The organism is Janthinobacterium sp. SUN033, from assembly GCF_030397595.1.
GTDB classification, from domain to species: Bacteria; Pseudomonadota; Gammaproteobacteria; order Burkholderiales; family Burkholderiaceae_D; genus Janthinobacterium; species Janthinobacterium kumbetense.
Genome location: NZ_JAPQNV010000001.1, coordinates 89,660 through 114,705, shown reverse-complemented (window position 1 = coordinate 114,705; position 25,046 = coordinate 89,660). Strand labels below are relative to the sequence as shown.

General features: G+C 61.6%; 28 protein-coding genes. 5 read left to right on the top strand and 23 right to left on the bottom strand.

Annotated elements, in window-relative coordinates; all coding sequences use genetic code 11:
• Positions 1-92: 92 nt before the first annotated feature.
• From uvrC to lepA, 8 genes are all read right to left on the bottom strand, one after another.
• The gene (uvrC, locus tag OX460_RS00580; protein ID WP_077406680.1) at positions 93-1,973 is read right to left on the bottom strand and encodes an excinuclease ABC subunit UvrC; all 1,881 of its coding nucleotides are present in this window, start codon (positions 1,971-1,973) and stop codon (positions 93-95) included.
• Between the two features lie 24 nt (positions 1,974-1,997).
• Positions 1,998-2,393, bottom strand: coding sequence for a holo-ACP synthase (gene acpS, locus OX460_RS00575; RefSeq protein ID WP_289897277.1), 396 nt, complete (start codon positions 2,391-2,393; stop codon positions 1,998-2,000).
• A gap of 14 nt (positions 2,394-2,407) precedes the next feature.
• Positions 2,408-3,169, bottom strand: coding sequence for a pyridoxine 5'-phosphate synthase (pdxJ, locus tag OX460_RS00570; protein WP_034779221.1), 762 nt, complete (start codon positions 3,167-3,169; stop codon positions 2,408-2,410).
• A 42-nt stretch (positions 3,170-3,211) separates the two neighbouring features.
• Positions 3,212-4,060 (bottom strand): DNA repair protein RecO, encoded by an 849-nt coding sequence (gene recO / locus OX460_RS00565; RefSeq protein ID WP_211550666.1) that lies wholly within the window; start codon positions 4,058-4,060, stop codon positions 3,212-3,214.
• Positions 4,061-4,088: 28 nt separating this feature from the next.
• Positions 4,089-4,991, bottom strand: coding sequence for a GTPase Era (era, locus tag OX460_RS00560; protein ID WP_034749612.1), 903 nt, complete (start codon positions 4,989-4,991; stop codon positions 4,089-4,091).
• Position 4,992: 1 nt separating this feature from the next.
• Positions 4,993-5,808, bottom strand: a complete 816-nt coding sequence (gene rnc, locus OX460_RS00555) for a ribonuclease III (RefSeq protein WP_077406693.1) — start codon at positions 5,806-5,808, stop codon at positions 4,993-4,995.
• A gap of 74 nt (positions 5,809-5,882) precedes the next feature.
• A complete protein-coding gene (gene lepB, locus OX460_RS00550; RefSeq protein WP_099667264.1) occupies positions 5,883-6,800 on the bottom strand; it encodes a signal peptidase I in 918 nt (305 codons plus the stop codon).
• A 3-nt stretch (positions 6,801-6,803) separates the two neighbouring features.
• The gene (lepA, locus tag OX460_RS00545; RefSeq protein ID WP_034749621.1) at positions 6,804-8,594 is read right to left on the bottom strand and encodes a translation elongation factor 4; all 1,791 of its coding nucleotides are present in this window, start codon (positions 8,592-8,594) and stop codon (positions 6,804-6,806) included.
• Positions 8,595-8,689: 95 nt separating this feature from the next.
• On the opposite strand from lepA, the gene OX460_RS00540 reads away from it, so the two are divergent.
• A complete protein-coding gene (locus tag OX460_RS00540) occupies positions 8,690-8,878 on the top strand; it encodes a hypothetical protein (RefSeq protein ID WP_143451506.1) in 189 nt (62 codons plus the stop codon).
• Between the two features lie 33 nt (positions 8,879-8,911).
• Here the strand turns inward: OX460_RS00540 and OX460_RS00535 are convergent, their stop codons facing one another.
• From OX460_RS00535 to OX460_RS00475, 13 genes are all read right to left on the bottom strand, one after another.
• Positions 8,912-9,157 (bottom strand): glutaredoxin family protein, encoded by a 246-nt coding sequence (locus tag OX460_RS00535; protein ID WP_289897276.1) that lies wholly within the window; start codon positions 9,155-9,157, stop codon positions 8,912-8,914.
• 55 nt (positions 9,158-9,212) lie between these two features.
• Entirely contained in the window at positions 9,213-10,715 is a 1,503-nt protein-coding gene (locus OX460_RS00530) for a DegQ family serine endoprotease (RefSeq protein ID WP_251351577.1), read from the bottom strand.
• Between the two features lie 237 nt (positions 10,716-10,952).
• On the bottom strand, positions 10,953-11,288 hold the full coding sequence (locus OX460_RS00525) for a sigma-E factor negative regulatory protein (RefSeq protein ID WP_077406705.1): 336 nt from the start codon (positions 11,286-11,288) through the stop codon (positions 10,953-10,955).
• Positions 11,289-11,360: 72 nt separating this feature from the next.
• The gene (rpoE, locus tag OX460_RS00520) at positions 11,361-11,984 is read right to left on the bottom strand and encodes an RNA polymerase sigma factor RpoE (protein ID WP_171985072.1); all 624 of its coding nucleotides are present in this window, start codon (positions 11,982-11,984) and stop codon (positions 11,361-11,363) included.
• Between the two features lie 66 nt (positions 11,985-12,050).
• Entirely contained in the window at positions 12,051-12,581 is a 531-nt protein-coding gene (locus OX460_RS00515) for a hypothetical protein (protein ID WP_289897275.1), read from the bottom strand.
• Between the two features lie 121 nt (positions 12,582-12,702).
• Positions 12,703-13,953, bottom strand: a complete 1,251-nt coding sequence (gene fabF, locus OX460_RS00510) for a beta-ketoacyl-ACP synthase II (RefSeq protein ID WP_099667260.1) — start codon at positions 13,951-13,953, stop codon at positions 12,703-12,705.
• A 29-nt stretch (positions 13,954-13,982) separates the two neighbouring features.
• The gene (acpP, locus tag OX460_RS00505) at positions 13,983-14,222 is read right to left on the bottom strand and encodes an acyl carrier protein (protein ID WP_008449912.1); all 240 of its coding nucleotides are present in this window, start codon (positions 14,220-14,222) and stop codon (positions 13,983-13,985) included.
• A gap of 178 nt (positions 14,223-14,400) precedes the next feature.
• Positions 14,401-15,144 (bottom strand): 3-oxoacyl-ACP reductase FabG, encoded by a 744-nt coding sequence (fabG, locus tag OX460_RS00500; protein WP_251351579.1) that lies wholly within the window; start codon positions 15,142-15,144, stop codon positions 14,401-14,403.
• A gap of 49 nt (positions 15,145-15,193) precedes the next feature.
• Positions 15,194-16,135 carry an ACP S-malonyltransferase gene (fabD, locus tag OX460_RS00495; protein WP_035820249.1) on the bottom strand — a complete coding sequence of 314 codons (942 nt, stop codon included), beginning with the start codon at positions 16,133-16,135 and terminating at the stop codon, positions 15,194-15,196.
• A 32-nt stretch (positions 16,136-16,167) separates the two neighbouring features.
• Positions 16,168-17,166: a beta-ketoacyl-ACP synthase III gene (locus OX460_RS00490; protein ID WP_099667259.1), complete on the bottom strand. Its 999-nt coding sequence runs from the start codon at positions 17,164-17,166 to the stop codon at positions 16,168-16,170.
• Between the two features lie 15 nt (positions 17,167-17,181).
• Positions 17,182-18,249, bottom strand: a complete 1,068-nt coding sequence (gene plsX, locus OX460_RS00485) for a phosphate acyltransferase PlsX (protein WP_034779241.1) — start codon at positions 18,247-18,249, stop codon at positions 17,182-17,184.
• Positions 18,250-18,459: 210 nt separating this feature from the next.
• Positions 18,460-18,642 carry a 50S ribosomal protein L32 gene (gene rpmF, locus OX460_RS00480; RefSeq protein ID WP_034749653.1) on the bottom strand — a complete coding sequence of 61 codons (183 nt, stop codon included), beginning with the start codon at positions 18,640-18,642 and terminating at the stop codon, positions 18,460-18,462.
• Positions 18,643-18,958: 316 nt separating this feature from the next.
• Positions 18,959-19,456 (bottom strand): DUF177 domain-containing protein, encoded by a 498-nt coding sequence (locus tag OX460_RS00475; RefSeq protein ID WP_099667258.1) that lies wholly within the window; start codon positions 19,454-19,456, stop codon positions 18,959-18,961.
• A gap of 223 nt (positions 19,457-19,679) precedes the next feature.
• Here OX460_RS00475 and OX460_RS00470 point away from each other — a divergent pair, with 223 nt between their 5' ends.
• Both OX460_RS00470 and OX460_RS00465 read left to right on the top strand, forming a co-directional pair.
• A complete protein-coding gene (locus OX460_RS00470; RefSeq protein ID WP_289898396.1) occupies positions 19,680-20,288 on the top strand; it encodes a Maf-like protein in 609 nt (202 codons plus the stop codon).
• Positions 20,289-20,306: 18 nt separating this feature from the next.
• Positions 20,307-21,056, top strand: a complete 750-nt coding sequence (locus tag OX460_RS00465; RefSeq protein WP_099667256.1) for an SAM-dependent methyltransferase — start codon at positions 20,307-20,309, stop codon at positions 21,054-21,056.
• Between the two features lie 76 nt (positions 21,057-21,132).
• Here OX460_RS00465 and rlmJ read toward each other — a convergent pair whose 3' ends face one another.
• A complete protein-coding gene (rlmJ, locus tag OX460_RS00460) occupies positions 21,133-22,050 on the bottom strand; it encodes a 23S rRNA (adenine(2030)-N(6))-methyltransferase RlmJ (protein WP_070255356.1) in 918 nt (305 codons plus the stop codon).
• On the opposite strand from rlmJ, the gene OX460_RS00455 reads away from it, so the two are divergent.
• Together OX460_RS00455 and OX460_RS00450 are read left to right on the top strand one after the other, a co-directional pair.
• Positions 21,970-22,275, top strand: a complete 306-nt coding sequence (locus OX460_RS00455; RefSeq protein WP_289898426.1) for a hypothetical protein — start codon at positions 21,970-21,972, stop codon at positions 22,273-22,275. The two genes, rlmJ and OX460_RS00455, sit on opposite strands and share 81 nt — an antisense overlap.
• 52 nt (positions 22,276-22,327) lie before the next feature.
• Positions 22,328-22,759, top strand: coding sequence for a thioredoxin family protein (locus OX460_RS00450; RefSeq protein WP_289897274.1), 432 nt, complete (start codon positions 22,328-22,330; stop codon positions 22,757-22,759).
• A gap of 2 nt (positions 22,760-22,761) precedes the next feature.
• Here the strand turns inward: OX460_RS00450 and OX460_RS00445 are convergent, their stop codons facing one another.
• Complete coding sequence (locus tag OX460_RS00445; RefSeq protein ID WP_289897273.1) at positions 22,762-25,044, bottom strand: xanthine dehydrogenase family protein molybdopterin-binding subunit; 2,283 nt, start codon at positions 25,042-25,044, stop codon at positions 22,762-22,764.
• Positions 25,045-25,046 lie beyond the last annotated feature (2 nt).

Below are 25,046 nucleotides of genomic sequence, written 5' to 3'. Positions count from 1 at the left end.
AGGAAAGCGTGAAGAAAGCGCCACTAGTCTACATGGCCACAGGGTATTAGCCTAGTCCGGTTGCCGCGGCACCGGACCAGGCGGCTCTATCATCAGTGCAGCTGCTTGTAGATTTCTTCTGCCAGCTGCGTGGAAATCCCCTCCACCGACATCAGGTCCTCGACGCTGGCGTCGACCACGCCGCGCAAGCCGCCAAAGCGCGACAGCAGCTTCTGGCGGCGCTTGGCGCCGATGCCTTCGATCTCTTCCAGACGCGACGTCTGGCGCGTCTTGGCCCGCTTGGCGCGCATGCCCGTGATGGCGAAGCGGTGCGCCTCGTCGCGGATTTGCGCGATCAGCATCAGGGCCGCCGATTCCTTGCCCAGTTCCTGGGCCGCGCGGCCATCGACGAACAGCAGGGTTTCCAGGCCCACCTTGCGCCCCTCCCCCTTGGCCACGCCGACAATCAAGCTGATATCGAGTCCCAGCTCGGCGAACACCTGGCGCGCCATTTCGATCTGGCCCTTGCCGCCGTCGATCAAGACCACGTCGGGCATCACGCCATCGCCATTCGCCACTTTCTCGTAGCGGCGCATCAGGACCTGGCGCATGGCCGCGTAATCGTCGCCGGGGGTGATGTCGTTGATGTTGTAGCGCCGGTATTCTCCGTTCTGCATGGCGTGGTGGTGGAATACGACGCACGACGCCTGCGTCGCCTCGCCTTGCGTGTGGCTGATGTCGAAACACTCCACGCGCAGGCTGTCGAGGTCTTCCGTTTCCAGGCGCAGCGCCTCGGCCAGCGCGCGCGTGCGCGATTGCTGCGAGCCCTGCTCCGACAGCAGGCGCGCCAGCGAAATCTCGGCGCCCTTTTGCGCCATCTCAAGCCATTGGCGGCGCTGCCCCTGCGGCTGGAAGATCAGGTTGATGCGGTGGCCGCACTGCTCCATCAGCGCCACCATCAGGGCCGGCTGGTCGAATTCGATATTCAGGATCAGGGTGCCGGGAATGAATTTTTCCGTGTAGTGCTGGGCCAGGAAGGCGGCCAGCACTTCCACCTCGATCGGTTCCTCGGCAATGGCCGCCGCATCGCTGAGCTGGCTGGGGAAGTAGGCGCGGTCGCCCAGGTGGCGCCCGCCGCGCACCATGGCCAGGTTGACGCAGGCGCGCCCGCCCTGCACCAGCACGGCGAGGATGTCGACATCGGCGTCGCCCGTCGTTTCCATGCTTTGCTGATGCAGCACGCGCGACAGCGAGGCGATCTGGTTGCGCACCACCACGGCTTGTTCGAACTTCAGCTCGGCGGCAAACGCATGCATCTTCTTTTCCAGGTCGGCCATCACCTCGCTCTGGCGCCCGCGCAGGAAGCGCGCCGCGTTTTCCACGTCGTTCTTGTAGTCTTCCTTGCTGATCAGGTCCACGCACGGCGCGCTGCAGCGGCCGATCTGGTGCAGCAAACAAGGCCGCGTGCGGTTGGCGTACACGCTGTCCTCGCAGGTGCGGATCAAAAACACCTTTTGCAGGATCTGCATCGATTCCTTGACGGCCCAGGAACTGGGGAACGGCCCGAAATACTGGTTTTTCTTGTCCACCGCGCCCCGGTAATACACCATGCGCGGCGCATCGCCATTGGTGATCTTCAGGTATGGATACGACTTGTCGTCGCGGAACAGGATGTTGTAGCGCGGTTGCAGCGCCTTGATCAAGTTATTTTCCAGGATCAAGGCTTCCGCTTCGCTGTGCGTGACGGTCGTTTCCAGGCGCGCGATGCGCTCGACCATCATGGCGATGCGGGGACTGGCCAGGTTCTTCTGGAAATAGCTGGAGACGCGCTTTTTCAGGTCGCGCGCCTTGCCGACGTACAGCACCTTGTCTGCGGCGTCGAAATAGCGGTACACGCCGGGCAAATTCGGCAGCTTGGCGACGGTGGCCAGCACCTGCGCGCGCGGGTCGGGCGGCGTTTCCGCCAAGGAAGATTCTGGGCTTGCTTCGGTCATTGCTGGCTCATTGCGCACTTATAGTTACACTGCTTGCTCCACGATCACGAACGCGACCGCATATTCTTCTTCATCGCTGATGGTCACTTGCGCGCTCAGGCGGTGTTGTTCCATGAACTCGGCCAGCACGCCGCTGCAGACGATCATCGGCTTGCCGCTGGGATGGTTCAGCATCTGCGCAGCGGGCCAGGTCATCGGCATGCGTAAACCCAGGCCGATGGCCTTGGAAAACGCCTCTTTCGCCGCGAAGCGCGTGGCGAGGAAGCGCACGCCGCGCGCGGCATTCTTGGCGCTGCGGGCGCGGAATTTTTCCAGCTCCTGCGGCCCCAGTATCTTTTTCGCAAAACGCTCGCCGTGCCGCGCCAGGGCCGCCTCGATGCGGGGAATCTTGCAGATGTCGGTGCCGATGCCGTAGATCATGCTGCGCTCCCTGGTCAGGCCCTGTGGCCCAGGCGCGTGGCCACCATGATGGCCTTCATTTCACGCACGGCATTTTCCCAGCCGACAAACACGGCGTGCGCGACGATGGCGTGGCCGATGTTCAGCTCGGCGATATCGGGAATGGCGGCGATCGCTTGCACATTGGTGTAATGCAAGCCGTGGCCCGCGTTGACCTTCAAGCCGCGGCCCACGCCGAACAGCACGCCCGCCTTGATGCGTTCCAGTTCAGCCAGTTGCTCGGCGCCTTGCGTATCGGCATAGCGGCCCGTGTGCAGCTCGATCACGGGCGCGCCGAGCTCGGCGGCGGCAGCGATCTGCTGCTCGTCCGCATCGATGAACAGGCTCACGCGGATGCCCTCGCCTTGCAATTGTTGCACCGCCGCCTGCACTTCCTTGAAGTAGCGCACCACGTCCAGGCCCCCTTCGGTCGTCACTTCTGTGCGCTTTTCCGGCACCAGGCAGACGTCCGCCGGCTTGATGCGGCAGGCGAAATCGATCATCTCGGCCGTGACGGCCGCTTCCAGGTTCATGCGCGTCAGTAATTGCGGCGCGATGGCGATCACGTCCGCATCCTTGATGTGGCGGCGGTCTTCGCGCAAATGCAGGGTGATGGCGTCGGCGCCGGCCTGTTCGGCCAGCAGGGCCGCGCGGATCGGGTCCGGATACGCGGTGCCGCGCGCATTGCGCAAGGTGGCCACGTGGTCGATGTTGACGCCCAGGTCGATGACGGGGCCGGAAGGCTGCAAAAAGCTCATATAAATGGTATCCGTAAAGTGCTGTCCTGCTGCAAACCTCAGCTACAGCTGCATTAAATCAATCAGTATCTGGCGCGTATTCAAGGTGGCGCCGCCCAGTTGATGGGCCAGCAAAAAGCGCATCAGCAGCTTGCTTTGCGCCTGCGTGGCCACGTCAAGATAATCTTCGCGCTCCATGTCGAGCAGGGTCTTGCCCGTGATCCTGGGCCAAGCGTCGGCGGCGCGCGCCGGGCGCGGCCCCCGTTCCGGGTCGACCACGTACACCTGCCCCGCCTCGACGGCCTGGCGCGTGCCCGTGCAGCGCGTCAGGTCGGCCGCCACGCCCGTTTCCTTGAGCAGGGCGCGCTCGAACTTGCGCAGCACGATGGGCGGCGGCTCATTGTGCGCCAGTTGATTCAAGGTGGCAACGTAGTGGTCGAACAGGACGGGATGCGGGTCGTCGCGCGCGAGCAATTTGACCAGCAATTCGTTCAAATAAAAGCCGCATAGCAAGGCGGTCTTTTCCAGCGGCAACATGCCACCCACCCATTCCGCACCGGTGAGGATGCGCAGCTCGGACTTGCCCGTCCAGCCCGCTTGCAGCGGCTGGAAGGTCTGCAGCACGCCGCGCAACTGCGAATGGGGCCGCTTGGCGCCCTTGGCAACGAGCGCGATGCGGCCGTACTCGCGCGTAAACACGTCGACGATGAGGCTGGTTTCTTTATGCGGGTAGCTGTGCAGCACGAAGGCTGGCTGGCCCGTGATGCGACCGTCGCGCGTGGGCGGACGGCTGCGCCGGGGTGCAGTGGGAGGTACGGCGGGCGGCGCGATGGCCGCCGGCGCGGGGACAGGTGCGGAAACAGCAGGTGAAGCTGGCGCAGGATGCTGCAGCGCTGGCGTGGTGGTGCTCATGCGTGTGGCGTCGCCCCCGGGTTGCGGATTACTCGTAGCCGTAGGCGCGCAAGCCCGCCTCGTTGTCGGCCCAGCCCGATTTGACCTTGACCCAGATTTCCAGGTACACGGGGCCGCCGAATAGCTTTTCCATATCCAGGCGGGCCTGGGTGGAGACTTCCTTCAGGCGCGCGCCCTTGTTGCCGATAATCATGGACTTGTGCGTATCGCGCTCGACCAGGATGGCGGCAAACACGCGGCGCAGATCGCCTTCCTGCTCGAATTTCTCGATCAGCACGGTGCTCGTGTACGGCAGTTCGTCGCCGACAAAGCGGAAGAGTTTTTCACGCACGATTTCCGAGGCGAGGAATTTCTCGCTGCGGTCCGTGATGTCGTCCGGTCCAAAGATCGGCTGGTTTTCCGGCAAGAAGCGCTTGATTTCGTTCTGCAAGCCTTCCAGCTGGAAGTGCAGCTTGGCGGAAACAGGCACGATGGCGGCGAAGTCGCGCATGGCGGCGATCTTTTGCGCGAACGGCAGCAGCACGGCCTTGTCCTTCACGCGGTCGGATTTATTGATGACGAGGATGCATGGCACTTCCTTCGGCAACAGGTCCATCACTTGCTGGTCGGCCGGGCCGAACGTGCCCGCTTCGATCACGTACAGGATGACGTCCGAGGAAATCAGGGTGTTCGTGACGGTCTTGTTCAGCGTCTTGTTCAGCGCGTTTGAGTGGCGCGTCTGGAAGCCTGGCGTGTCGACGTAGATGAACTGCGCATCCGGCACCGTCTGGATGCCCGTGATGCGGTGGCGCGTGGTTTGCGCCTTGCGCGAAGTGATGCTGACCTTCGCGCCGATCAGCACGTTCATCAGGGTCGATTTGCCCACGTTCGGGCGGCCCACGATGGCGATATAGCCACAGCGGAAGTTGTCGGGCATTTTGGTGGCTGTCATGCTAGTGTCGATTCTGTTTAGTGTGAGCGGCGATCGCCGGGGCAGCAGGGGCTGCCGCGTCGTCGCTCTGGATGGTGGCAATGCCGGCCAGCTTGAGCTGGGCGGCGCGCGGTTTCGGCTTGCGGCTGGCGGCTGGCGACTTCAATAGCGCCTGCTCGGCCACGTCGAGCGCCAGTTTGGCGGCGGCTTGCTCACCGGCGCGGCGGCTTCCGCCACGGCCGTAGACCTGGATGTTCAATTTCGGCACCAGGCATTCGATCTCGAATTCCTGGCTGTGGGCGGCGCCGTGGGTAGCCACCACGTTGTATTGTGGCAGCGAAATTTTCTTGCTTTGCAAAAACTCCTGCAGCAGGGTCTTGGCATCCTTGCCCAGGGTTTGCGGATCGACCGAGTCGAGGATGGGGATGTAGAAGGCGCGGATCACCGTGCTGGCGGCGTCGAAGCCCGTGTCGAGGAAAATCGCGCCCAGCAAGGCTTCCAGGGTGTCGGCGAGGATGGACGGACGGCGGAAACCGCCCGATTTCAGCTCGCCTTCGCCCAGGCGCAGGAATTGCGACAGTTCCAGCTTTTGCGCGATTTCATACAGCGACTGCTGCTTCACCAGATTCGCGCGCAGGCGCGACAGGTCGCCCTCGTCGATGGACTTGAAGCGCTCGTACAGGATGGAAGCGACCACGCAGTTGAGGATGGAGTCGCCGAGGAATTCCAGCCGCTCGTTATGCAAACTGCTGTGGCTACGATGCGTCAAGGCTTGCTGCAACAGGCCAGCATCCTGGAACGTATAGCCTAAACGGGTTTGCAATAACTGAAGATTCATTGTTGTTTCTGTGTCATCTGAGTAATTCGGCTGGCCGCCGCGCGGGGAATCGGCGCGGCAGCCATAGGGACGGCTTAGTGTATGCCGCCCACTCTTTTCGGATTGCTGAAGTTCATCCACACCAGGAAAGCCTTGCCGACGATGTTCTCGTTCGGCACGAAGCCCCAGTAGCGGCTGTCCGCGCTATTGTCGCGGTTGTCGCCCATCATGAAGTAGTTGCCTGCTGGTACCACACAAGTGAAACCGTCTTCGTTATAGTCGCACGACTCCTTGTGCGGGAAATCCTTCACTTCGCGCAAGTTCAACGTAGGAGCGGGCTCGTCGTTGAGGATGCGGTGGCTCACGCCCGTCAGGTTTTCTTCCAGCTGCTTGTGGTAAACGGTGCTTTCATCGTCCAGGTAGTCGTCCAGCGGCGTGTATTGCACTTCCTTGCCGTTGACCGTCAAGCGCTTGTTTTCATAGGTGATTTTATCACCGGGCACACCGATCACGCGCTTGATATAGTCTTGCGACATATCTTTCGGGTACTTGAACACCATGACGTCGCCGCGCTGCGGATCGTTGACTTCAATGATGCGCTTGTTGACGATCGGCAAACGAATGCCATAAGTAAACTTGTTGACCAGGATCAAATCGCCTACCAGCAAGGTCGGCACCATCGAGCTCGACGGGATCTTGAATGGCTCGTACAGGAACGAGCGCAGGCAGAACACGAGGGCGATGACGGGGAAGAAGCTGCCCGAATATTCGACCCAGGTCGGCTGGCGCAACAGGGCCGCCTCGATGGTGGCGCGGCTGCCGCCCGCATCGGACTTGATGCCCTCGGCGGCCAGCTTGGACTGGCGCGCATCGAACTCGGCCAGGGCAAGGTCGGCCGCCTTGCGGCGCTGCTTGGACAGATAAAACACATCCAGGCACCAGACCAGACCCGTCAACACCATCAGCACGAACAGGATTAAAGCGAAATTTCCTAAAATCACTTGCAGGTTCATGTATTAACCATCCACTTGTAAAATTGCCAGGAATGCTTCTTGCGGGATCTCCACGGAACCCACTTGCTTCATGCGTTTCTTACCCGCCTTTTGTTTTTCCAGCAATTTTTTCTTACGGCTGATGTCGCCGCCATAGCACTTGGCCAACACGTTCTTGCGCAAGGCTTTCACGTTCTCGCGCGAAATGATGTTCGCGCCGATGGTCGCCTGGATAGCCACGTCGAACATCTGGCGCGGGATCAGTTCACGCATCTTGGCAGCCACCTGGCGGCCGCGGTACTGGCTGTTCGAACGGTGGACGATGATGGCCAGCGCATCGACTTTTTCGCTGTTGATCAGCATGTCGACCTTGACGACGTCGGCCGCGCGGTATTCCTTAAACTCGTAATCCATCGAGGCATAGCCGCGCGATGTCGATTTCAGGCGGTCGAAGAAGTCCAGCACGATCTCGGCCATCGGCATTTCATACACGAGCTTGACCTGGCGGCCGTGGTAGCTCATGTCCATCTGGATGCCCCGCTTGCCGATACACAGGGTGATCACGGAGCCCACGTATTCCTGCGGCATGTACAGATTGACCGTGACGATAGGCTCGCGCACTTCCTCGATGCGCGACGGATCGGGCATCTTCGATGGATTGTCGACGTTGATCATGGTGCCGTCGCGCTGGATCACTTCGTACACCACGGTAGGTGCCGTGGTGATCAGGTCCATGTCGAATTCGCGTTCGAGGCGTTCCTGCACGATTTCCATGTGCAGCAAGCCCAGGAAGCCGCAGCGGAAGCCGAAGCCCAGCGCCTGCGACACTTCCGGCTCGTACATCAGGGCCGCGTCGTTCAATTTCAGTTTTTCCAGCGAGTCGCGCAGCGCGTCGTACTGGTTCGCCTCGACAGGGAACAGGCCGGCGAACACTTGCGGCTGCACTTCCTTGAAGCCGGGCAATGGCGCGGCGGCAGGACGGTTGGCCAGGGTGACGGTGTCGCCCACTTTCGCCGCTTTCAATTCCTTGATGCCGGCGATGATGAAGCCCACCTGGCCTGCCGACAGTTGCGGCAAGGATTGCGAACGGGGCGAAAACACGCCGATGTCTTCCACCAGCTGCACCGAATCGGTGGCCATCAGGCGGATCTTGTCTTTTGGTTTCAGGGTGCCGTTGATGACGCGCACCAGCATGACCACGCCCACATAGGCGTCATACCAGGAGTCGACGATCAGCGCCTGCAGCGGCGCATCGGGGTCGCCCTTCGGTGGCGGCACCTTGACGATCAATTGTTCGAGCACGTCCAGCACGCCGAAGCCCGTCTTGGCCGAGCAATGCACGGCGTCGCCCGCGTCGATGCCGATCACGTCTTCGATCTCGGCAATGGCGCTCGGAGGATCCGCGTTCGGCAAGTCGATCTTGTTCAGCACGGGCACCACTTCCACGCCCAGGTCCAGCGCCGTGTAGCAGTTGGCCACGGTTTGCGCTTCCACGCCTTGCGATGCGTCAACAACCAGCAGCGCGCCTTCGCACGCCGACAGCGAGCGCGACACTTCATAGCTGAAGTCGACGTGGCCTGGCGTATCGATCAGGTTCAGATTGTAGATCTGGCCATCGCGCGCCTTGTAGTGCAGGGCCGCCGTTTGCGCCTTGATGGTAATGCCGCGCTCGCGCTCCAGATCCATCGAATCGAGCACCTGCGCCTCCATCTCGCGGTCGGACAAGCCGCCGCACAATTGAATGATGCGGTCAGCCAGGGTCGATTTACCGTGGTCAATATGGGCGATGATGGAGAAATTGCGTATGTTGTTCATTAACTAATATAAGTGCGAAGTTGACGACACTGCTTTAACAGGAATCAGGGGAATCATGTCCGGGCCAAACAGGGCCAGAACCAGGCGCCCCACTCATGATGAAAAAAGCGCTCCGAGCAGGACATCTGCATGCCCAGGCGAGCGCTTTTGAAGCGACAGAAGCTGCTGCCTCGGACAGTAGCTTTTTCGACCTCCCCATTTTACCGGATTTCAGAGTAGAAAGCCCGTCTTATGAGGCCGGCACCGGGCCAAGCCGACATTTTCGGCTGTTTTCAGCACCATAATGGTGCAATGCAGTGTCAATATTGCCATTTAAGCTACGCCAGGCAGCGCCGTACCGCTGCCTCATCGAGAAAATAATGGCATAGCTCGGGCTGCGCCAGGTCACCGAACAGCACCGGCACCAGCTCGTCGAAACGGGCCAGCAGCGAGGCGTCGGACGACGCATCGATATCGATCACGTCCACGGTGAACGGTTTTCCGGGCGCTTGCAGCAGGAGCAAGGCGTCGAGCATGTCCTGGCATAAATGGCAATAACTGCGGGAATAGAGGGTGAAGTGCATGAAGAAAAGGGAAAGGCATCCCGGCCGGGGCCGGGATGCGGATGGAATCAGAAACTTACCTGGCAGACGGACGCAGCGAAACGAATTGCGCCACGTCGCCACGGCGCACCAGCACGGCCGACGACTTTTTCGGATCGAGCTTGGCCACCAGGGCATTGAACTGCTTGGCATCTTTCACGGCAACGTTGTTCAATTGCAAGATCACGTCGCCAGGCTGCAAGCCGGCCAGGGCCGCCACGCCGTCGGCATCGTCGACCAGCACGCCCGCCTCGATCTTCAGCTCCTGCTTCTTCGCGGCCGGCACATCGCTGACTTTCAATCCCAGCGCATTGACGGCTTGCGCTTCCGGCTCCTTGGCGCCCTTCTTCGCCGTTTTCTCGCTTTCCAGCTCGACGACGGTGACGGGAATATCCTGCTGCGCGCCCTTGCGCCAGACGGTGACCGTGGATTTGCCGTTGACCGCGGCGCCGCCTACCAGGCGCGGCAGGTCGGATGAACGCTCGATCTGAGCGCCGTTGAATTTCAGGATGATGTCGCCCGGCTTGATGCCCGCCTTGTCGGCCGGACCGCCCGGCTCCACCATCGACACTTGCGCACCCTTGGCGTTCGGCAAGCCCAGCGATTCCGCCACGTCCTTGCTCACTTCGCCGATCTGCACGCCGATGCGTCCGCGCACGACTTTCCCCGTCTTTTTCAGCTGCTCGCCCACGCGCATGGCTTCATCGATGGGCACGGCAAACGAAATGCCATTGTAGGCGCCGGACAAGGTGGCGATCTGCGAATTGATGCCGATCACTTCGCCGCGCATATTGATCAACGGACCACCGGAGTTGCCGGGGTTGACGGCCACGTCGCTCTGGATCAGGGGCAGGTAATCGCCCGTATCGCGTGACTTGGCGGAAATAATGCCGGCCGTCACGGTATTTTCCAGGTTGAATGGCGAGCCGATGGCGATCACCCACTCGCCCACGCGGATCTTGTTCGAGTCGCCGATGGTCAGGCGCGGCAAGTTGGCGCCCTCGATTTTCAGCAGGGCCACGTCGGTGCGCGCATCGGCACCGATCACCTTGGCCTTGAATTCGCGCTTGTCCGTCAGGGTCACGTACACCTCGTCGGCGCCGTCGACCACGTGGGCATTGCTCAGCACGTAGCCATCGGCCGAAATGATGAAGCCGGAACCGACGCCGCGCTGCACTTCCTGCTCCTGCGGCACGGCGCGGCGGCCGCCACGGGGCGCCTGCTGGCGCGGCGCGGGCATGGCGCCGCCAAAGAAGCGGCGCAGGAATTCCTGCATTTCCTGCTCATCCTGACCGCCCACGCCAGCCCCGGCGCCGCCCATTTTCAGGCGTTCGGTGGTACGAATATTCACCACGGCCGGGCCGACGGCGTCGACCAGGTCCGAGAAATCAGGCAGTTTCACGGCCGGCACGGCGGCCTGCGCCTGTGGCGCCAGGCCCAGCATGGTGGGAGCAAGGAAGACGCCAGCCGTACCGAACAATAAGGCGGAAAGCGTCTTCACTGAAAACGACTTGCTGGCGGCACACATGTTTTTTTTCATGGAAAGGATCTTTTCGAGTATATAAACGGTTCAAAACGCGGATCAGGCGATTGCCTGCGCGCATGATTGGCCGTCATGACGGAAATCCAGGGGCAAACCCACCTGACAGCGCGCATGGCAGCAACAATATATCGCAAAAGCAAGATATTGCCTGCGCACAGTGTCAATCGTACGGAAGGCCAGTGTCAAGGGGGCGACGGGAAGGTTAAGCCAGACATAAGATGGACGAGGCGCCCGCTAGCGCTGCGCCAGCGGCCCCGCCTCCAGCGGTTCGGCCACGCCAGGCGGCACGATGCCGGCGGCCAGCGGCGGCAGCGGTTCCGCATGGGCAGCGGACTCTTCGGGTGCCGGCTCCGCGGCCAGGCGGCTGGCCAGGCGCGCATCGAACTGGGCGCTCAGCGCATGGCCGTACTGCTCCGAGCGCAGCACCTCACCGATATGGCGATAGGCATCCCAGGCTTGCCGTCCCGATGGCGTATCGAGGGCGGCAAACGCCAGTTCGAGTTCGCTCGCCGCCAGCTCGCCATCGGCCAGCGCGGAAATAGTCTCGTGCAATCGTGTATGCGTATCCATGATGGGTCCTGCCATTTCAAGAGGATCGGTGCGGAAACCGGGCGCAGCCATGCCAACCTCATACTCTCCAGATTACCAGCGCTTGTCAATCGGCATGTCCAACAACGGCTTCAATTTCTCCGCAATCACTTCGCGCGCGCGAAAAATCCGGCTGCGCACGGTGCCGATGGGGCACGCCATGATCTCCGATATCTCTTCATAGCTCAGGCCCTCGATCTCGCGCAGCACGATGGCCGTGCGCAATTCGATGGGCAGCACATCCATGGCCGCATTGACGGTGGCGGCAATCTGCTTGCTGGCCAGCACCGATTCGGGCGTATTGTTGTCGCGCAATTTATTGCCGTCATCGAAAGACTCCGCCTGCTCGGCGTCGGCATCGCTGGATGTGGCGGCGCGCCGCCCCTGCGTGACGAGATAATTCTTGGCCGTATTGATGCCGATGCGATACAGCCAGGTATAAAAGGCGGCCTCGCCGCGAAAATGGCGCAGCGCCCGGTATGCCTTGATAAAGGTTTCCTGCACCACATCCTCGGCCTCCGCCGGGTCATGCACGAGGCGCGACACCAGGCGCATCAAGCGGCGCTGATATTTCGATACCAGCACATCGAATGCCCGTTTGTCGCCAGCCTGCACCCGCTCGACCAGTAACTGATCATACTCGCGCTCTGTCCTCACGCCCGATGTCCCTGTAGTCATGCAGCGTGGGCGCCTGTATGGATATAGAGTTGGCCCGCTGCAAGAAGTTCAGTGTTCGTCCCACTTTTATTCTTCCCTGTTCCGCGCCGCGATCGCCCGGCAAGCCACGGCCAGCGGGCGGAAGGCGGTGCAACTGCCGCCGCGCTGCACCAGCACCGCCGTGCGCCGTCCGGCGGCATCCGCCAGGCACAGCACCAGCAGCGACGGCCACAGGGTCGAGCCCGGCAACAGGCGCAGCCCCGGCGCCGCCACAGGCCCCGGCCCGGCCAGCTGCGCCAGCCCGGCAGCACCGGCTTCCGGCGCCGCGCCATGCTCCAGATATACCGCCAGCCGCAACTGCCCGACCGGCGAAATATCAAGCGCCTGCGGCTTTCTGCGCCGGCGCAGCAAAGCCAGCAAAAACACGCCGCCAGCCGCACTCAGCAAGGCACCGCTCCAGCCCAGCGCATAGCCGCCCACCAGCTGGCCGGACGCAGGCAGACTGCGCCAGAGACCGCTCAAGGGCCAGGCGGCCAGCAAGGCGCACAGTCCCAGCACCGCTTGCAACAGGCGCAAACAGACAGGCGTGCGAATGACAGCCGCTACCGCGATCGACATAGTTCATGGGAGAAAAAAGGCGCGCCGGCACCATGCCGGGCAAATTCAGCCGCCAACGAACGTTGGCGGCGAATCAGCGCTCACTACGATTTGACCGTAGCGAGCGCTTGAAAGTTCCTGCTTATTTCGCTTTACCGAAAATCAGCGTGCCATTCGTGCCGCCGAAGCCGAACGAATTTTTCACTGCATAATCGATCTTCATATCACGCGCCGTGTTGGCACAGAAATCGAGATCGCACGCCGGATCCTGGTTGAAGATGTTGATGGTCGGAGGCGACACCTGATGGTGCAATGCCAGGACCGTAAACACCGCTTCCAGACCGCCCGCGCCGCCCAGCAAATGGCCCGTCATCGACTTGGTCGAGTTGACGACCAGTTTCTTGGCGTGATCACCGAAGGTGCGCTTGATGCCCATCACTTCCGCCACGTCGCCTTGCGGGGTCGACGTGCCGTGCGCGTTCAGGTACTGAATCTGATCCGCGTTCAAGCCTGCGTTGTCGAGGGCCGCGATCACCGATTTGCTGCCGCCGCTACCATCTTCCAGCGGCGAGGTCATGTGATAAGCATCTGCGCTCATCCCGAAACCATGCACTTCGGCATAGATCTTGGCACCGCGGGCCACCGCGTGCTCGTACTCTTCCAGCACCATGACGCCAGCGCCCTCGCCCAGCACGAAGCCGTCGCGGTCGGCATCCCACGGACGCGATGCCGTTGCCGGATCGTCGTTGCGGGTCGACAAGGCACGTGCCGAAGCGAAACCGCCCAGGCCCAGCGGCGACACGGTCGATTCGGCACCGCCGGCGATCATGACGTCGGCATCGCCGTACTCGATCATGCGCGCTGCGGCACCGATGCTGTGCAAACCGGTGGTGCACGCTGTAACGATCGCCAGGTTCGGGCCCTTCAGACCATATTTGATCGAAAGGTTGCCAGAGATCATGTTAATGATCGAGGCAGGCACGAAAAATGGCGAGATACGGCGCGGACCGCGCTTTTCGTACTCGGACTTGGTTTCCTCGATCAGCGGCAAGCCGCCGATACCGGAACCGATGATCACGCCGATACGCTCGGCGTTTTCTTCGGTCACTTCCAGGCCGGAGTCCTGCATCGCCTGGATGCCTGCAGCCATGCCGTAATGGATAAAGGTATCCATATGGCGGGCTTCCTTACCGGAGATGTACTCTTCGATATTGAAACCTTTGACTTCACCGGCAAAATGCGTGGTGAATGGCTGTGCATCAAACTTGGTAATCGTGGCAATGCCGGATTTACCTTCAATGATTGCGCCCCACGCCTCGGCAATAGTATTGCCGACTGGTGAAACGCAACCCAGGCCGGTGACAACAACACGACGGTTTTTAGAACGGCTCAAGCGATTCTCCTGAAGTCGGTCAGACAGGCTTAGGCCTTGACGTGTGCGGTGGCGTAGTCGATCGCCTGTTGCACGGTGGTGATTTTTTCAGCTTGTTCGTCAGGGATTTCCATTTCGAATTCGTCTTCCAGGGCCATCACCAGTTCCACGGTGTCCAGGGAATCGGCGCCCAGGTCGTCGACGAAGGAGGATTCGATTTTGATGTCTGCTTCTGCAACGCCCAGTTGCTCAGCGACGATTTTCTTAACGCGTTGTTCGATATCCGACATGTTATGGCTCCAAAGTGTGTGTTACGGAAAGTGCGCGCATTTTATCAGGTTTGCGCGTCCGAATACTAATTTCGGTGTCTGCTGCTAATTCAACCGAAGCTGCTGCTAAAAGATGCGATTATAGACAAAAACGACCGTTGAATCATGCCACAAACGCCCGCCCTGTCTACCTTTCACATCAATTCATGTACATTCCGCCGTTCACGTGCAGGGTCGTGCCCGTGATATACGCCGCTTGCGGCGAGGCCAAAAAGGCCACGGCCGCTGCCACGTCTTCCGGTTTGCCCAGGCGGGACAGGGGAATTTGCGTCAACAGGGCCGCATGCTGCTCTTCGCTCAGAGCCTTGGTCATGTCGGTATCGATGAAGCCTGGGGCGATGCAGTTCACGGTAATGTTGCGGCTGCCGATTTCGCGCGCCAAGGCGCGGCTCATGCCTTCCACGCCGGCCTTGGCCGCCGCGTAATTCATTTGCCCCGGATTACCCGACGAAGCCACGACCGACGTGATGTTGATGATACGCCCAGTTTTGGCTTTCATCATGCCACGCAGCACGGCGCGCGACAGGCGGCCCACGGCCGACAGGTTCGTCGAGATGACGCTGTCCCACTCTTCATCCTTCATGCGCATGGCCAGCTGGTCTTGCGTGATGCCCGCGTTGTTGACGAGGATCGACAGGCTGCCGTAGGTTTTCTGCACTTCCTCGACGACGGCCGCGCAGCGCGCCGCATCGGTCACGTTCAGGACCAGGCCCTTGCCTGCCACGCCTTCGGCGGCCAGGTAATCGGTGATCGCTTGCGCGCCGCTTTCCGAGGTGGCGGTGCCGACCACGGTGGCGCCCTGCTTGCCCAGTTCGGTGGCGATGGCGCGGCCGATGCCGCGCGAGGCGCCCGTGACCAGCACGACTTGATTTGCTAAATTCATGAGTATCCTTAAATGCAACCGCGGCAGGCAGCCTGCCGCGATCTGATGTTTATTTGAGCTGCGTCAAAATGCGTTCCAGCGAAGCCTGGTCGACGATGGCGTCGCCCACCAGCACCGGGTCGATGCGCTTGGCCAGGCCCATCAGGACCTTGCCCGGACCGCATTCGATCACTTGCGTGATGCCATCCGCGGCAACCTTTTGCATGGTTTCCACCCAGCGCACGGGGCTGGCCGCCTGGCGCACCAGCGCATCCTTGATGCCGGCCACGTCGTTGACGATGGCCACGTCGACGTTGTTGATCAGGGCGATCTGCGGCGCGGAAAAAGTCAGGCCGGCCATGTATTCGCGCAAGCGGTCCGACGCGGGCTTCAGCAACGACGAATGGAAAGGTGCGGAGACGGGCAGTTTCATGGCGCGCTTGGCGCCCTTGGCCTTGGCCAGTTCGCATGCGCGCTCGACCGCAGCCGTGTGGCCGGCGATGACGACTTGCGCTGGCGCATTGAAATTGACGGGCTCGACCACCAGGGCGGGGTTTTCCGCCGCCGCTTCCGCACAGGCGGCGCGCACGTCGTCATCCGACAGGCCCAGCACGACAGCCATCGTGCCCTGCCCGACGGGCACGGCTTCCTGCATGGCTTGCGCGCGGAAACGCACGAGCGGCACGGCATCCTTGAAGGAAATGACGCCGGCGGCGACCAGCGCCGAGTATTCACCGAGACTGTGACCGGCCACGACCGTCGGCACGGGGCCGCCGGCCGCCAGCCAGGCGCGGTAGAAGGCCACGGCCGCCGTCAGCATCACCGGTTGCGTGTTGGTGGTGAGATCCAGCTCTTCCTTCGGACCTTCGGCGATCAGCTTGCCCAGGTCGAATTGCAGGGCGTCCGACGCTTCGGCGACGGTCTGCGCAACCACGGGGTTGCCGGCGAAACCGTCGAGCATCGCAATCGCTTGCGAGCCTTGGCCTGGGAAAACAAATGCAAATTGTGTCATGTTGACTCCGTTTTTTTAATAATGTTGCGGGATTACATGCGCGCCAGCACGGCGCCCCAGGTAAAGCCGCCGCCCACGCCTTCCATCATGACGTTGTCGCCCTTCTTGACGCGGCCGTCGCGCACGGCGATGTCGAGCGCCAGCGGAATCGAGGCGGCCGAGGTGTTGCCATGCTGGTCGACGGTGACGACCATCTTATCCAGCGGCAAGCCGAGTTTCTTGGCCGTGCTGTTCATGATGCGGATGTTCGCCTGGTGCGGGATCAGCCAGTCGATCTGGTCCGAGGTCATGTTGGCATGTTCCAGGGCTTCGTGCGCGACTTTTTCCAGTACGGACACGGCCAGCTTGAACACGGCCGGGCCATCCATGTACAGGAAGGCGCTGCCGTCCAGCGCGCCGCCAGCCAGGCTGCCCGGCACGCTGAGGATGTTCGAGTGGCGGCCGTCCGCGTGCAGCTTGGTGGCCAGGATGCCCGGCTCTTTCGATGCCGTCATGACGATGGCGCCGGCGCCGTCGCCGAACAGCACGCAAGTGCCGCGGTCGTCGAAATTGAGGATGCGCGAAAACACTTCGGCGCCGATCACCAGCACGTTCTTGTGCATGCCCGACTGGATGAAGCTGTCGGCCGTGGCCACCGCATACACGAAACCGCTGCAGACGGCTTGCACGTCGACGGCGGCGCAGTTATTCGTGATACCCAGCTTGTTTTGCACGATGCAGGCGGTGCTGGGGAAGCTGCCGAAGAAATCGGGGGTCGAGCTGGCGACGATGATCAGGTCCAGGTCGTTGCCGTTCAGGCCAGCCATTTCCAGGGCCTTTTTGGCCGCTTCCACGCCCAGGTCCGAGGAGTTTTGCGACGGCGCCGCGTAATGGCGCGCCGAAATGCCGCTGCGCGACACGATCCATTCATCCGACGTCTCGATGCCCTTGGCGGCGAGCTGTTCGGTCAAATCCTGGTTGGTGACGCGCTTCTCCGGCAAGTAGCTGCCGGTACCGATAATTTTGCTGTAAGTTTTGCTAAAAACAGTCATGCAAATACCCGTCCACTAAATGGTAGAGCTTGTTGATGTAGGTTCGTCCGGTACTGGCGTGCGCGGCATCAGCTCGGCGATCAGGCTGGCCAGGTGCGCTTGCACGTCATTTTTTGCCGCATCAAAGGCGCGGCGCAAGGCCCATTCGAAGGAATAGGCATCGGCGCTGCCATGGCTCTTGAAGACGAGACCACGCAAGCCCAGCAGGCTGGCGCCGTTGTAACGCGATGGATTCAAGCGGTTGCCGATGGCTTTCAGGGCCCCGCGGGCGATCAGCGCGCCCAGCATGGTAATCGGATTGCGCTTGAATTCGGAAGTGAGCACGTCTTTCATGAAGCGCGCCAGGCCTTCGATGGCCTTCAGGGTGACATTGCCGACAAAACCGTCGCAGACGACGATATCGGTCGTGCCCTTGAAGATATCGTTGCCTTCCACGTTGCCGTAGAAGTTCAGCGCGCCACGCTCGTGGTCGGCCTGCAGCAGCTTCGAGGTGAGCTTCACCACTTCATTGCCCTTGATATCTTCCGTGCCCACGTTCAGCAAGCCGATCGTGGGGCGTGCGATGCCTTCCATGGCGGACACGAGCACGGAACCCATGATGGCGAACTGGTGCAAGTGATGCGGTTCGCAATCGACGTTGGCGCCCAGATCCAGCATGTAGGTGGGGCCGTTCTTTTGATTCGGCAAGATGCTGCAGATGGCCGGGCGGTCGACGCCGGACATGGTTTTCAATACATAGCGCGACACGGCCATCAGGGCTGCCGTATTACCGGCGGAAACGGAGGCTTGCGCCACGCCGTTCTTGACCTGTTCGATGGCCACGCGCATGGAGGAATCCTTCTTGCGGCGCAGGGCCACTTCCAAGGGATCGTCCATGGTAACTTGTTCGGAGGCATGCAATACCGACAGGCGCGGATGCGTGTCGGCTTTATGTTTTTTCAGTTCGGCACGGATCACGTCTTCCAATCCAACAAGGATCAGTTCGGCTTCAGGCTCATGTTTTACGAAGGAAATTGCTGCGGGGATAGTGACTGAGGGACCGTGATCTCCGCCCATGCAGTCGATAGAAATTTTGATTGTCATTTGTGTTGATTCAATACCGCTGCGGGCGTGCGGCAAGATGTGAATCGGACTGGAGCATATGCAGGGCGCAGCATGTCATGCACCGCCTGAGCAAGCTTGATTCAAAATGACGGGTGCGCAAGATGAATTGCAGCCGATAAAAAAGAAGAAGCGGCGCCACGCCGAATAACCACGCAACACCGCTTTCATCTTACCCAACAAAAACGTCGATTACTCGTCGTTTTTGGTCTTCAACACTTTACGGCCACGATAGAAGCCGTTAGGGCTGATATGGTGACGCATGTGTGTTTCGCCGGTAACTGGCTCGACGCTCAATTGCGGCGCGACCAGGAAGTCGTGCGAACGGTGCATGCCGCGCTTGGAAGGGGTTTTCTTGTTCTGTTGAACTGCCATGATGACTCCTAATACATAAGTTCTAAAATTTTAGCACAATCGATTAGCAAATACATGCGAATCGAGTATCCCAGCGGCAAAGACTACCCGAAAATAGCCCGGACCGACATCGTTTATTACAATTACATTTCACTACACTTGCCATACTCGATTACTACACGCGTTTGACACGTTCTTTACAGGAAGCATAAAAAACCTACTGCGCGTCCCACTATCGCCTCGGCGTTGCTCAGCGTACTTCTGTACGCTTGCGCTACTCAAGACGATATTGGGCCGCTCGCTACGGTTTTTTTAAAGCTTCCTTTCTTACACTACTTTATTCTGGCTTCAAGTCTTTCAGTGCCGCGAACGGCGATTTCTTTTCAGTCTTGAGAGCATCGAGCTGCGCCGTATCGGGGCAGACGTCGTGTTTGGGTACCTGCGGCAGGGCCAGCAAGGCTTCATCTTCGATCAGGGCCGCGGCATCCATGCTGCGGCTGCCGACGATCACGTCGATCGTTTCATCGTTGATGATTTCTTCGATCTCGTCCGCGTGCTCGTCATCCTTGCCCAGCATCAGAACAGTCGAAGAATCTATCGCGTAAGCATACGGAGTCAGGCAGCGCTGGCAAACCAGCTGAACGGTGCCGTTGACCGACAAGGTCAGTTGCGGGTAGCCCAGCTTGCTGGTGCCGCCGACGATCTTCCAGGCGATCTCGCCGGAATTATCTGCACAATCCTTGGTCAACCGGGTCATTTCAGCGACAGGAGTTACACCCTCGCGGCTCCCGCTGATACGACAAAAATCAAAGGCGTCGATCACAAAAGCATTCATTGGTAGAAAATTTCCCCGGAAAACCTGCGATAATAACAGGGTTTTTAGCACGGAGTCAAAGGCTAAGCATCTTTTTTGACGCAATCATTGCCATAAACATGACAACTTCATTAACACCGTCATGCCGCATGGAGCCTCGGTCAGGGGCTCTGCGCCCTGGAATTTGCGTGAAATTCCACTGACATCGACCAGCGCGGCCATGCCGGCCGCCATCCACTACCGAATGATACCAACTTCCGCCCCATTGCGCTTGATTCTTGCATCGAGTTCGACCTACCGCAAGGAATTGCTGGAACGCCTGCGCCTGCCTTTCGAAGTCGCCGTGCCCGATCTCGACGAAAGCCCCCTGCCAGGCGAAAGCCCCAGCGCCACGGCCCTGCGCCTGGCCCAGGCCAAGGCACAGGCCGTGCTCGACCGCCATCCTGACAGCCTCGTCATCGGCTCCGACCAGGTCGCCACCCTCGATGGCGCGCAGATCGGCAAGCCCGGCAACCATGCGAATGCCCTGCTGCAACTGCAAACCATGCGCGGACGCCAGACCGTGTTCCACACGGCACTGTGCCTGCTGGACGGGCGCCAGGCGGTGCCTGTGGCGCAGGTGGAAGATGTCCAGACCCTCGTCACCGTGCGCGACTTGCCCGATGCCGAGCTGGACGCCTACCTGCGCATCGAGCAGCCGTACGATTGCGCCGGCAGCGCCAAGAACGAAGGCCTGGGCATCGCCCTGCTCGAACGCATCGCCACCACCGACCCGACCGCCCTCACCGGCTTGCCGCTGATCGCCCTCACCGGCATGCTGCGCAAGGCAGGCGTCACGTTTTTCACCCTTTAATTTACCGACAATAAGAATATGACCGGCACCCTGTACCTGATTCCCAACCACCTCGGCCTGTCCGACAGCCCGGCCGATCCGCTGGCCCACATCATTCCGGAGCAAGTACGGCACATCACGTCGCAGCTCGATTATTTCGTTGCGGAAAACGCCAAGACGGCGCGCGCCTTCCTGAAATTGATCGGCAACCAGCATCCGCTGGCCAAGCCATTGCAGGAAATCACGATTTCCGAACTCAACGTGAATACTCCGGCGCAAGCGCTGGCCGGCTTGCTGGCGCCCCTGCTGGCGGGGCGCGATGCGGGCCTCGTGTCCGAAGCGGGCGTGCCCGCCGTGGCCGACCCTGGCGCCGACCTGGTGCGCCTGGCGCATCAGCACGGCATTAAAGTGCGTCCGCTGGTGGGTCCGTCGTCGATCCTGCTGGCCGTGATGGCCAGCGGCTTGAACGGCCAGAGCTTCGCCTTCAACGGCTACCTGCCCACGGATGCGGCCCTGCGCGCCAAGCGCATCAAGGAACTGGAAGGGCGTTCGCGCAATGAAAAGCAGACCCAGCTGTTCATCGAAACGCCGTACCGCAACGCCGCCATGCTCGACGCCCTCGTGGCGCAATGCGCGCCATCGACCCTGATCTGCGTCGCCACCGACCTGAGCCTGGACACGGAAAGCGTGCAAACGTGGAATGGCGGACAGTGGAAGAAACAATTGGCTGCCGGCAAGGCCCCGGACTTCCACAAGAAACCGACCGTGTTCTTGCTGCTGGGACAGTAAACTCCCGCCCATAAAAAACGCCACGGGTATATTGCCCGTGGCGTTTTTGATTACAGTACTACCAAGACAAGCAGGATTACACTCTTCTGGTGCCCGTATTCTTCTGTCCACCTTTACCTGTTTCCAGCACGAACTTGGCGCCGTCGTCGCGACCCAATACTTTCACCAGGTACGGCATGACTTCGCGCAACATCGGCTCCAGCGTGTATGGCGGATTCAGGATGAACATGCCGCTGCTGTGCAAGCCAAAGCCGTCCGGCGACGGGGTGTTCACCGTCAGGGTCACGTGCAGCCAGTCCGAGCTGGGCAATTGCTTCAGCTTGTCGGCGAACTGGCGCGACTCCATGCGCTGCAGTACCGGGTACCAGACGGCATACATGCCCGACGGGAAGCGCACGAGCGCGTCGGCCAGGGTGTCCTTGACCTTGCGGTAATCCATCTTGTCTTCATACGGCGGGTCGATCAGCACCAGCGCGCGGCGCGATGGCGGCGGCAGCAGGGCTTTCAGGCTCTGGAAGCCATCCGCCTTGGTGATGATGACGCGCTTGCCGCGCACGGTAGGACGCTCGCCCTGGGCCAGCGCATGCGCCTCGACCTTGCGGAAGTTGTCGGCCAGAATCTTGGCATCGGCGGGATGCAGCTCGAACAGGCGCAGACGGTCTTGCTCGCGGCTGACCTTGTCGGCGCAGTACGGCGAACCCGGGTAGTAGCGCATCTTGCCGCTCGGATTCATTTCCTTGATCAGCTTCATGTACTCGGCCAGCGAGGCCGGCAAGTCCGTGCGGTCCCACAGGGGCGCGATGCCCGTTTCGTACTCGGCATTTTTCGATGCATAGCCGCCGTCGAGCGCATACACGCCCGCGCCGGAATGGGTATCGATATAACTATAGGCGGTATCTTTTTGATTCAGATATTGCAACAACTGAATCTGCACATAATGTTTCAACACATCGGCGTGATTACCCGCGTGAAAGGCGTGGCGGTAACTCAACATAAGCTGGCTAATTCCATAATAAAAATAAATAAAGGCGGGAGCGCTGACACCGGGCAGGGCATGAAAACAGACTGGAGGGGTCAGGCTGCGGGACCAGGAAACAGCATGGACCAGCGTAATCAGCGCGCAATTACCAGCATTATCCACCAGAAAGGTGCGTTGCATCAAAAAACACGGATAAACAAGCTCATGCATTCCCGCGACTGGCGTCGCCGGGCGCGGTAGAATACGCGCATCGGGCGCCCGGCGCCCATCGCCCTACTGAATAGATACGACCATGCACAGCCTGACCCTCACGACCGATAACCGCGCCGACGTCGCGGCAGCCCTGGCCGGCCCGCGCTGGACGGTGGCCTGCCTGTGCGCGCTGTGGTGCGGCACCTGCGGCAGCTACCGCGCCACGTTCGAGGAGCTGGCCGCGCGCCACCCGGACACCGTCTTCGTCTGGATCGATATCGAAGACCAGGCCGACGTGGTGGGCGACCTCGATATCGAGAACTTCCCCACCCTGCTGATCCAGCACGACGACGATGTCGCCTTCTTCGGCACCGTGCTGCCCGACGGCGGCCTGGCGCACCGCATGGTGCAGGCGCAGCAGGCGCTCGGCGCCGAGGAACTGGCGCGGCTGTCGACCAGCACGCAGGAACGCCGCGACTGGCAGCGCGACTGCAACTTGCGCAACCTGCTGGCCGCGACACTCGATCAGTAAGATCAGCCCAGGCGCAGCGGCAGGCTGCGCAGCCGTTTTCCCGTCAAGCTGAACACGGCATTGGCCACGGCCGGCGCGATCGGCGGCGTGCCCGGCTCGCCCACGCCTTCGGGGTGCTCGGCGCTGGCGATGATCACGGTTTCCACCTCGGGCGTTTGCCCCATGCGCAGCACGGGATAATCGTGGAAGTTGCTTTGCTCCACTTTGCCTTCCTGGAACGTAATTTCGCCGCCCAGCGCCGCCGACAAGCCGAACAGCACGGCCGACTCCATCTGCTGGGCGATGATGTTCGGATTGACGGCGATGCCGCAATCGATGGCGCACACCACGCGCTGCACGCGGATCTCGCCATTTTCCACGGAGACCTGCGCCACTTGCGCGACGATGCTGCCGAACGACTGGTGCAGGGCCACGCCATGCGCATGGCTAGGCGGAGGACTCCCCGCCCTGGCAACGGCTGCATCGAGCACGGCCAGGTGGCGCGGATGTCTCACCAGCATGGCGCGGCGGAAGGCGACGCCGTCCTGCCCCGCCGCGTGCGCCAGTTCGTCGATAAAGCTTTCCTTGAAGAATGCATTATGCGAGTGCCCCACGGAACGCCAGTAGCCTACCGGCACGGCACTGTCGGCGATCACGTGGGCGATGCGCTGGTTGGCGATTTCATACGGCATGTCGAATTCGCCTTCGGCCGTCGTCTTGTCCGGCCCCGCACCGGGCAAGCCGAAATTGCGCTGCAAGAACTGATGCGTGATGGAAGCGCTGACGGATTTGTTGTCCCAGGACGCGATGCGGCCGTGTTCGTCGAGGCGGGCCGCGAAGCGGGCCAGCGCGGCGGGACGGTACATATCGTGCTGCGTATCCTGTTCGCGCGTCCACACCAGCTGCACGGGCGCGCCGCCGCACTGCAGCGCGATGGCGACGGCCTGGGCCACCATATCCACTTCCAGGCGGCGGCCGAAACCGCCGCCGAGCAGCAGCACCTCGATCGTCACATCCTTCGCATCGACGCCGGCCACTTTCGCCGCCACATCGACGGCGATGCCGGGCGCCTGCGTCGACACCCACAGCATCACCTTGCCATCCTTGACTTGCGCGGTGCAGTTGACGGGTTCCATGGCGGCGTGCGCGAGGAACGGCGCGCGGTACTCGGCCTTGACGCTGCGCAAACCCTGCACGGCCTTGCTTTCCACCTCGCCGCTGGCGTGGTACGCATGGCCCGCCTCGCTGTCGAGCAGGCGGGCAAACTCCGCATACACGCCGGCGCTGGACAGGTTCGCCTGCGGACCGGCCTTCCACTGCGTCGGCAAGGCGGCGGCCGCCTGTTTCGCGCGCCACCAGGTGTCGGCCACCACGGCGGCGCACGAGGTGACCGACGTGCCGCGCTGTGGCAGGTGCGACGTCAGGTCCAGCACCTTTTTCACGCCCGGCATGGCGAGTATGGGCGCCGCGTCGAACGCGGCCAGGGTGTCGCCCAGGCGCGGCGGCAGATGCAGGGCCGCATACAGCATGCCGGGCGGGCGCGCATCGATGCCGAAACGCGCGCTGCCATTGACTTTGGACGGCGTGTCGCGGCGCGGCGCCGGCTGGCCGATCAGCTTGAAATCCTTGGGGGATTTGAGCACGGGCGTGCCCGGGTCGACGCCGGCGGCGCGCTGCGCCAGGCTGGAGTAGCTGGCGCGCCGGCCATCCGGGTGCAGCACTGCGCCATTTTCTGTGCGGCACTGCGCAGCCGGCACCTGCCACAACGCGGCGGCGGCCCCCACCAGCATGGCGCGTGCCGACGCACCCGCTTCGCGCATGGGACCCCAGCCATCCTTCACGCTCGACGAGCCGCCCGTGACGACCACGCCCAGTTCGCGCGCCGCCTTGGCCACCGTCCACTGCGCCAGCGCCTTCAGGCGGCCCTGGTCGTCCGGGTGGAACGGCAGGCTATCCTTGAGCATGGCGACATTACCGAAGATCTTGTCCATGGGCGCCTGGATCAGCTTGACGCTGCTCAAAGGCACGTCGAGTTCCTCGGCCACCAGCATCGGCAAGGCCGTGTGCACGCCCTGCCCCATCTCGCTGCGCGGCATGGCCAGGGTCACCGTGCCGTCCGTGCCGATGGCCAGCCAGCCGTTCAGGGCCACGGCGCCATCCTGCAGCGGCAGCGGCGCGCTGCCATGCAGGCGCTGGCGCGGCGGCAGCACGCCCCAGCCCAGCACCAGGGCGCCCACGCCGGCCACGCCGAGACCCAGACCGCCGAGCAGGAAACGGCGGCGCGACGTGTTTTTTTCTCCGGCCATGG

Coding starts and splice junctions, on each gene's coding strand:
- uvrC (WP_077406680.1), bottom strand. CDS start 1,973: ATGACCGAAGCAAGCCCAGAATCTTCCTTGGCGGAAACGCCGCCCGAC.
- acpS (WP_289897277.1), bottom strand. CDS start 2,393: ATGATCTACGGCATCGGCACCGACATCTGCAAGATTCCCCGCATCGAG.
- pdxJ (WP_034779221.1), bottom strand. CDS start 3,169: ATGAGCTTTTTGCAGCCTTCCGGCCCCGTCATCGACCTGGGCGTCAAC.
- recO (WP_211550666.1), bottom strand. CDS start 4,060: ATGAGCACCACCACGCCAGCGCTGCAGCATCCTGCGCCAGCTTCACCT.
- era (WP_034749612.1), bottom strand. CDS start 4,991: ATGACAGCCACCAAAATGCCCGACAACTTCCGCTGTGGCTATATCGCC.
- rnc (WP_077406693.1), bottom strand. CDS start 5,808: ATGAATCTTCAGTTATTGCAAACCCGTTTAGGCTATACGTTCCAGGAT.
- lepB (WP_099667264.1), bottom strand. CDS start 6,800: ATGAACCTGCAAGTGATTTTAGGAAATTTCGCTTTAATCCTGTTCGTG.
- lepA (WP_034749621.1), bottom strand. CDS start 8,594: ATGAACAACATACGCAATTTCTCCATCATCGCCCATATTGACCACGGT.
- OX460_RS00540 (WP_143451506.1), top strand. CDS start 8,690: ATGATGAAAAAAGCGCTCCGAGCAGGACATCTGCATGCCCAGGCGAGC.
- OX460_RS00535 (WP_289897276.1), bottom strand. CDS start 9,157: ATGCACTTCACCCTCTATTCCCGCAGTTATTGCCATTTATGCCAGGAC.
- OX460_RS00530 (WP_251351577.1), bottom strand. CDS start 10,715: ATGAAAAAAAACATGTGTGCCGCCAGCAAGTCGTTTTCAGTGAAGACG.
- OX460_RS00525 (WP_077406705.1), bottom strand. CDS start 11,288: ATGGATACGCATACACGATTGCACGAGACTATTTCCGCGCTGGCCGAT.
- rpoE (WP_171985072.1), bottom strand. CDS start 11,984: ATGACTACAGGGACATCGGGCGTGAGGACAGAGCGCGAGTATGATCAG.
- OX460_RS00515 (WP_289897275.1), bottom strand. CDS start 12,581: ATGTCGATCGCGGTAGCGGCTGTCATTCGCACGCCTGTCTGTTTGCGC.
- acpP (WP_008449912.1), bottom strand. CDS start 14,222: ATGTCGGATATCGAACAACGCGTTAAGAAAATCGTCGCTGAGCAACTG.
- fabG (WP_251351579.1), bottom strand. CDS start 15,144: ATGAATTTAGCAAATCAAGTCGTGCTGGTCACGGGCGCCTCGCGCGGC.
- fabD (WP_035820249.1), bottom strand. CDS start 16,135: ATGACACAATTTGCATTTGTTTTCCCAGGCCAAGGCTCGCAAGCGATT.
- OX460_RS00490 (WP_099667259.1), bottom strand. CDS start 17,166: ATGACTGTTTTTAGCAAAACTTACAGCAAAATTATCGGTACCGGCAGC.
- plsX (WP_034779241.1), bottom strand. CDS start 18,249: ATGACAATCAAAATTTCTATCGACTGCATGGGCGGAGATCACGGTCCC.
- rpmF (WP_034749653.1), bottom strand. CDS start 18,642: ATGGCAGTTCAACAGAACAAGAAAACCCCTTCCAAGCGCGGCATGCAC.
- OX460_RS00475 (WP_099667258.1), bottom strand. CDS start 19,456: ATGAATGCTTTTGTGATCGACGCCTTTGATTTTTGTCGTATCAGCGGG.
- OX460_RS00470 (WP_289898396.1), top strand. CDS start 19,680: ATGATACCAACTTCCGCCCCATTGCGCTTGATTCTTGCATCGAGTTCG.
- OX460_RS00465 (WP_099667256.1), top strand. CDS start 20,307: ATGACCGGCACCCTGTACCTGATTCCCAACCACCTCGGCCTGTCCGAC.
- rlmJ (WP_070255356.1), bottom strand. CDS start 22,050: ATGTTGAGTTACCGCCACGCCTTTCACGCGGGTAATCACGCCGATGTG.
- OX460_RS00450 (WP_289897274.1), top strand. CDS start 22,328: ATGCACAGCCTGACCCTCACGACCGATAACCGCGCCGACGTCGCGGCA.
- OX460_RS00445 (WP_289897273.1), bottom strand. CDS start 25,044: ATGGCCGGAGAAAAAAACACGTCGCGCCGCCGTTTCCTGCTCGGCGGT.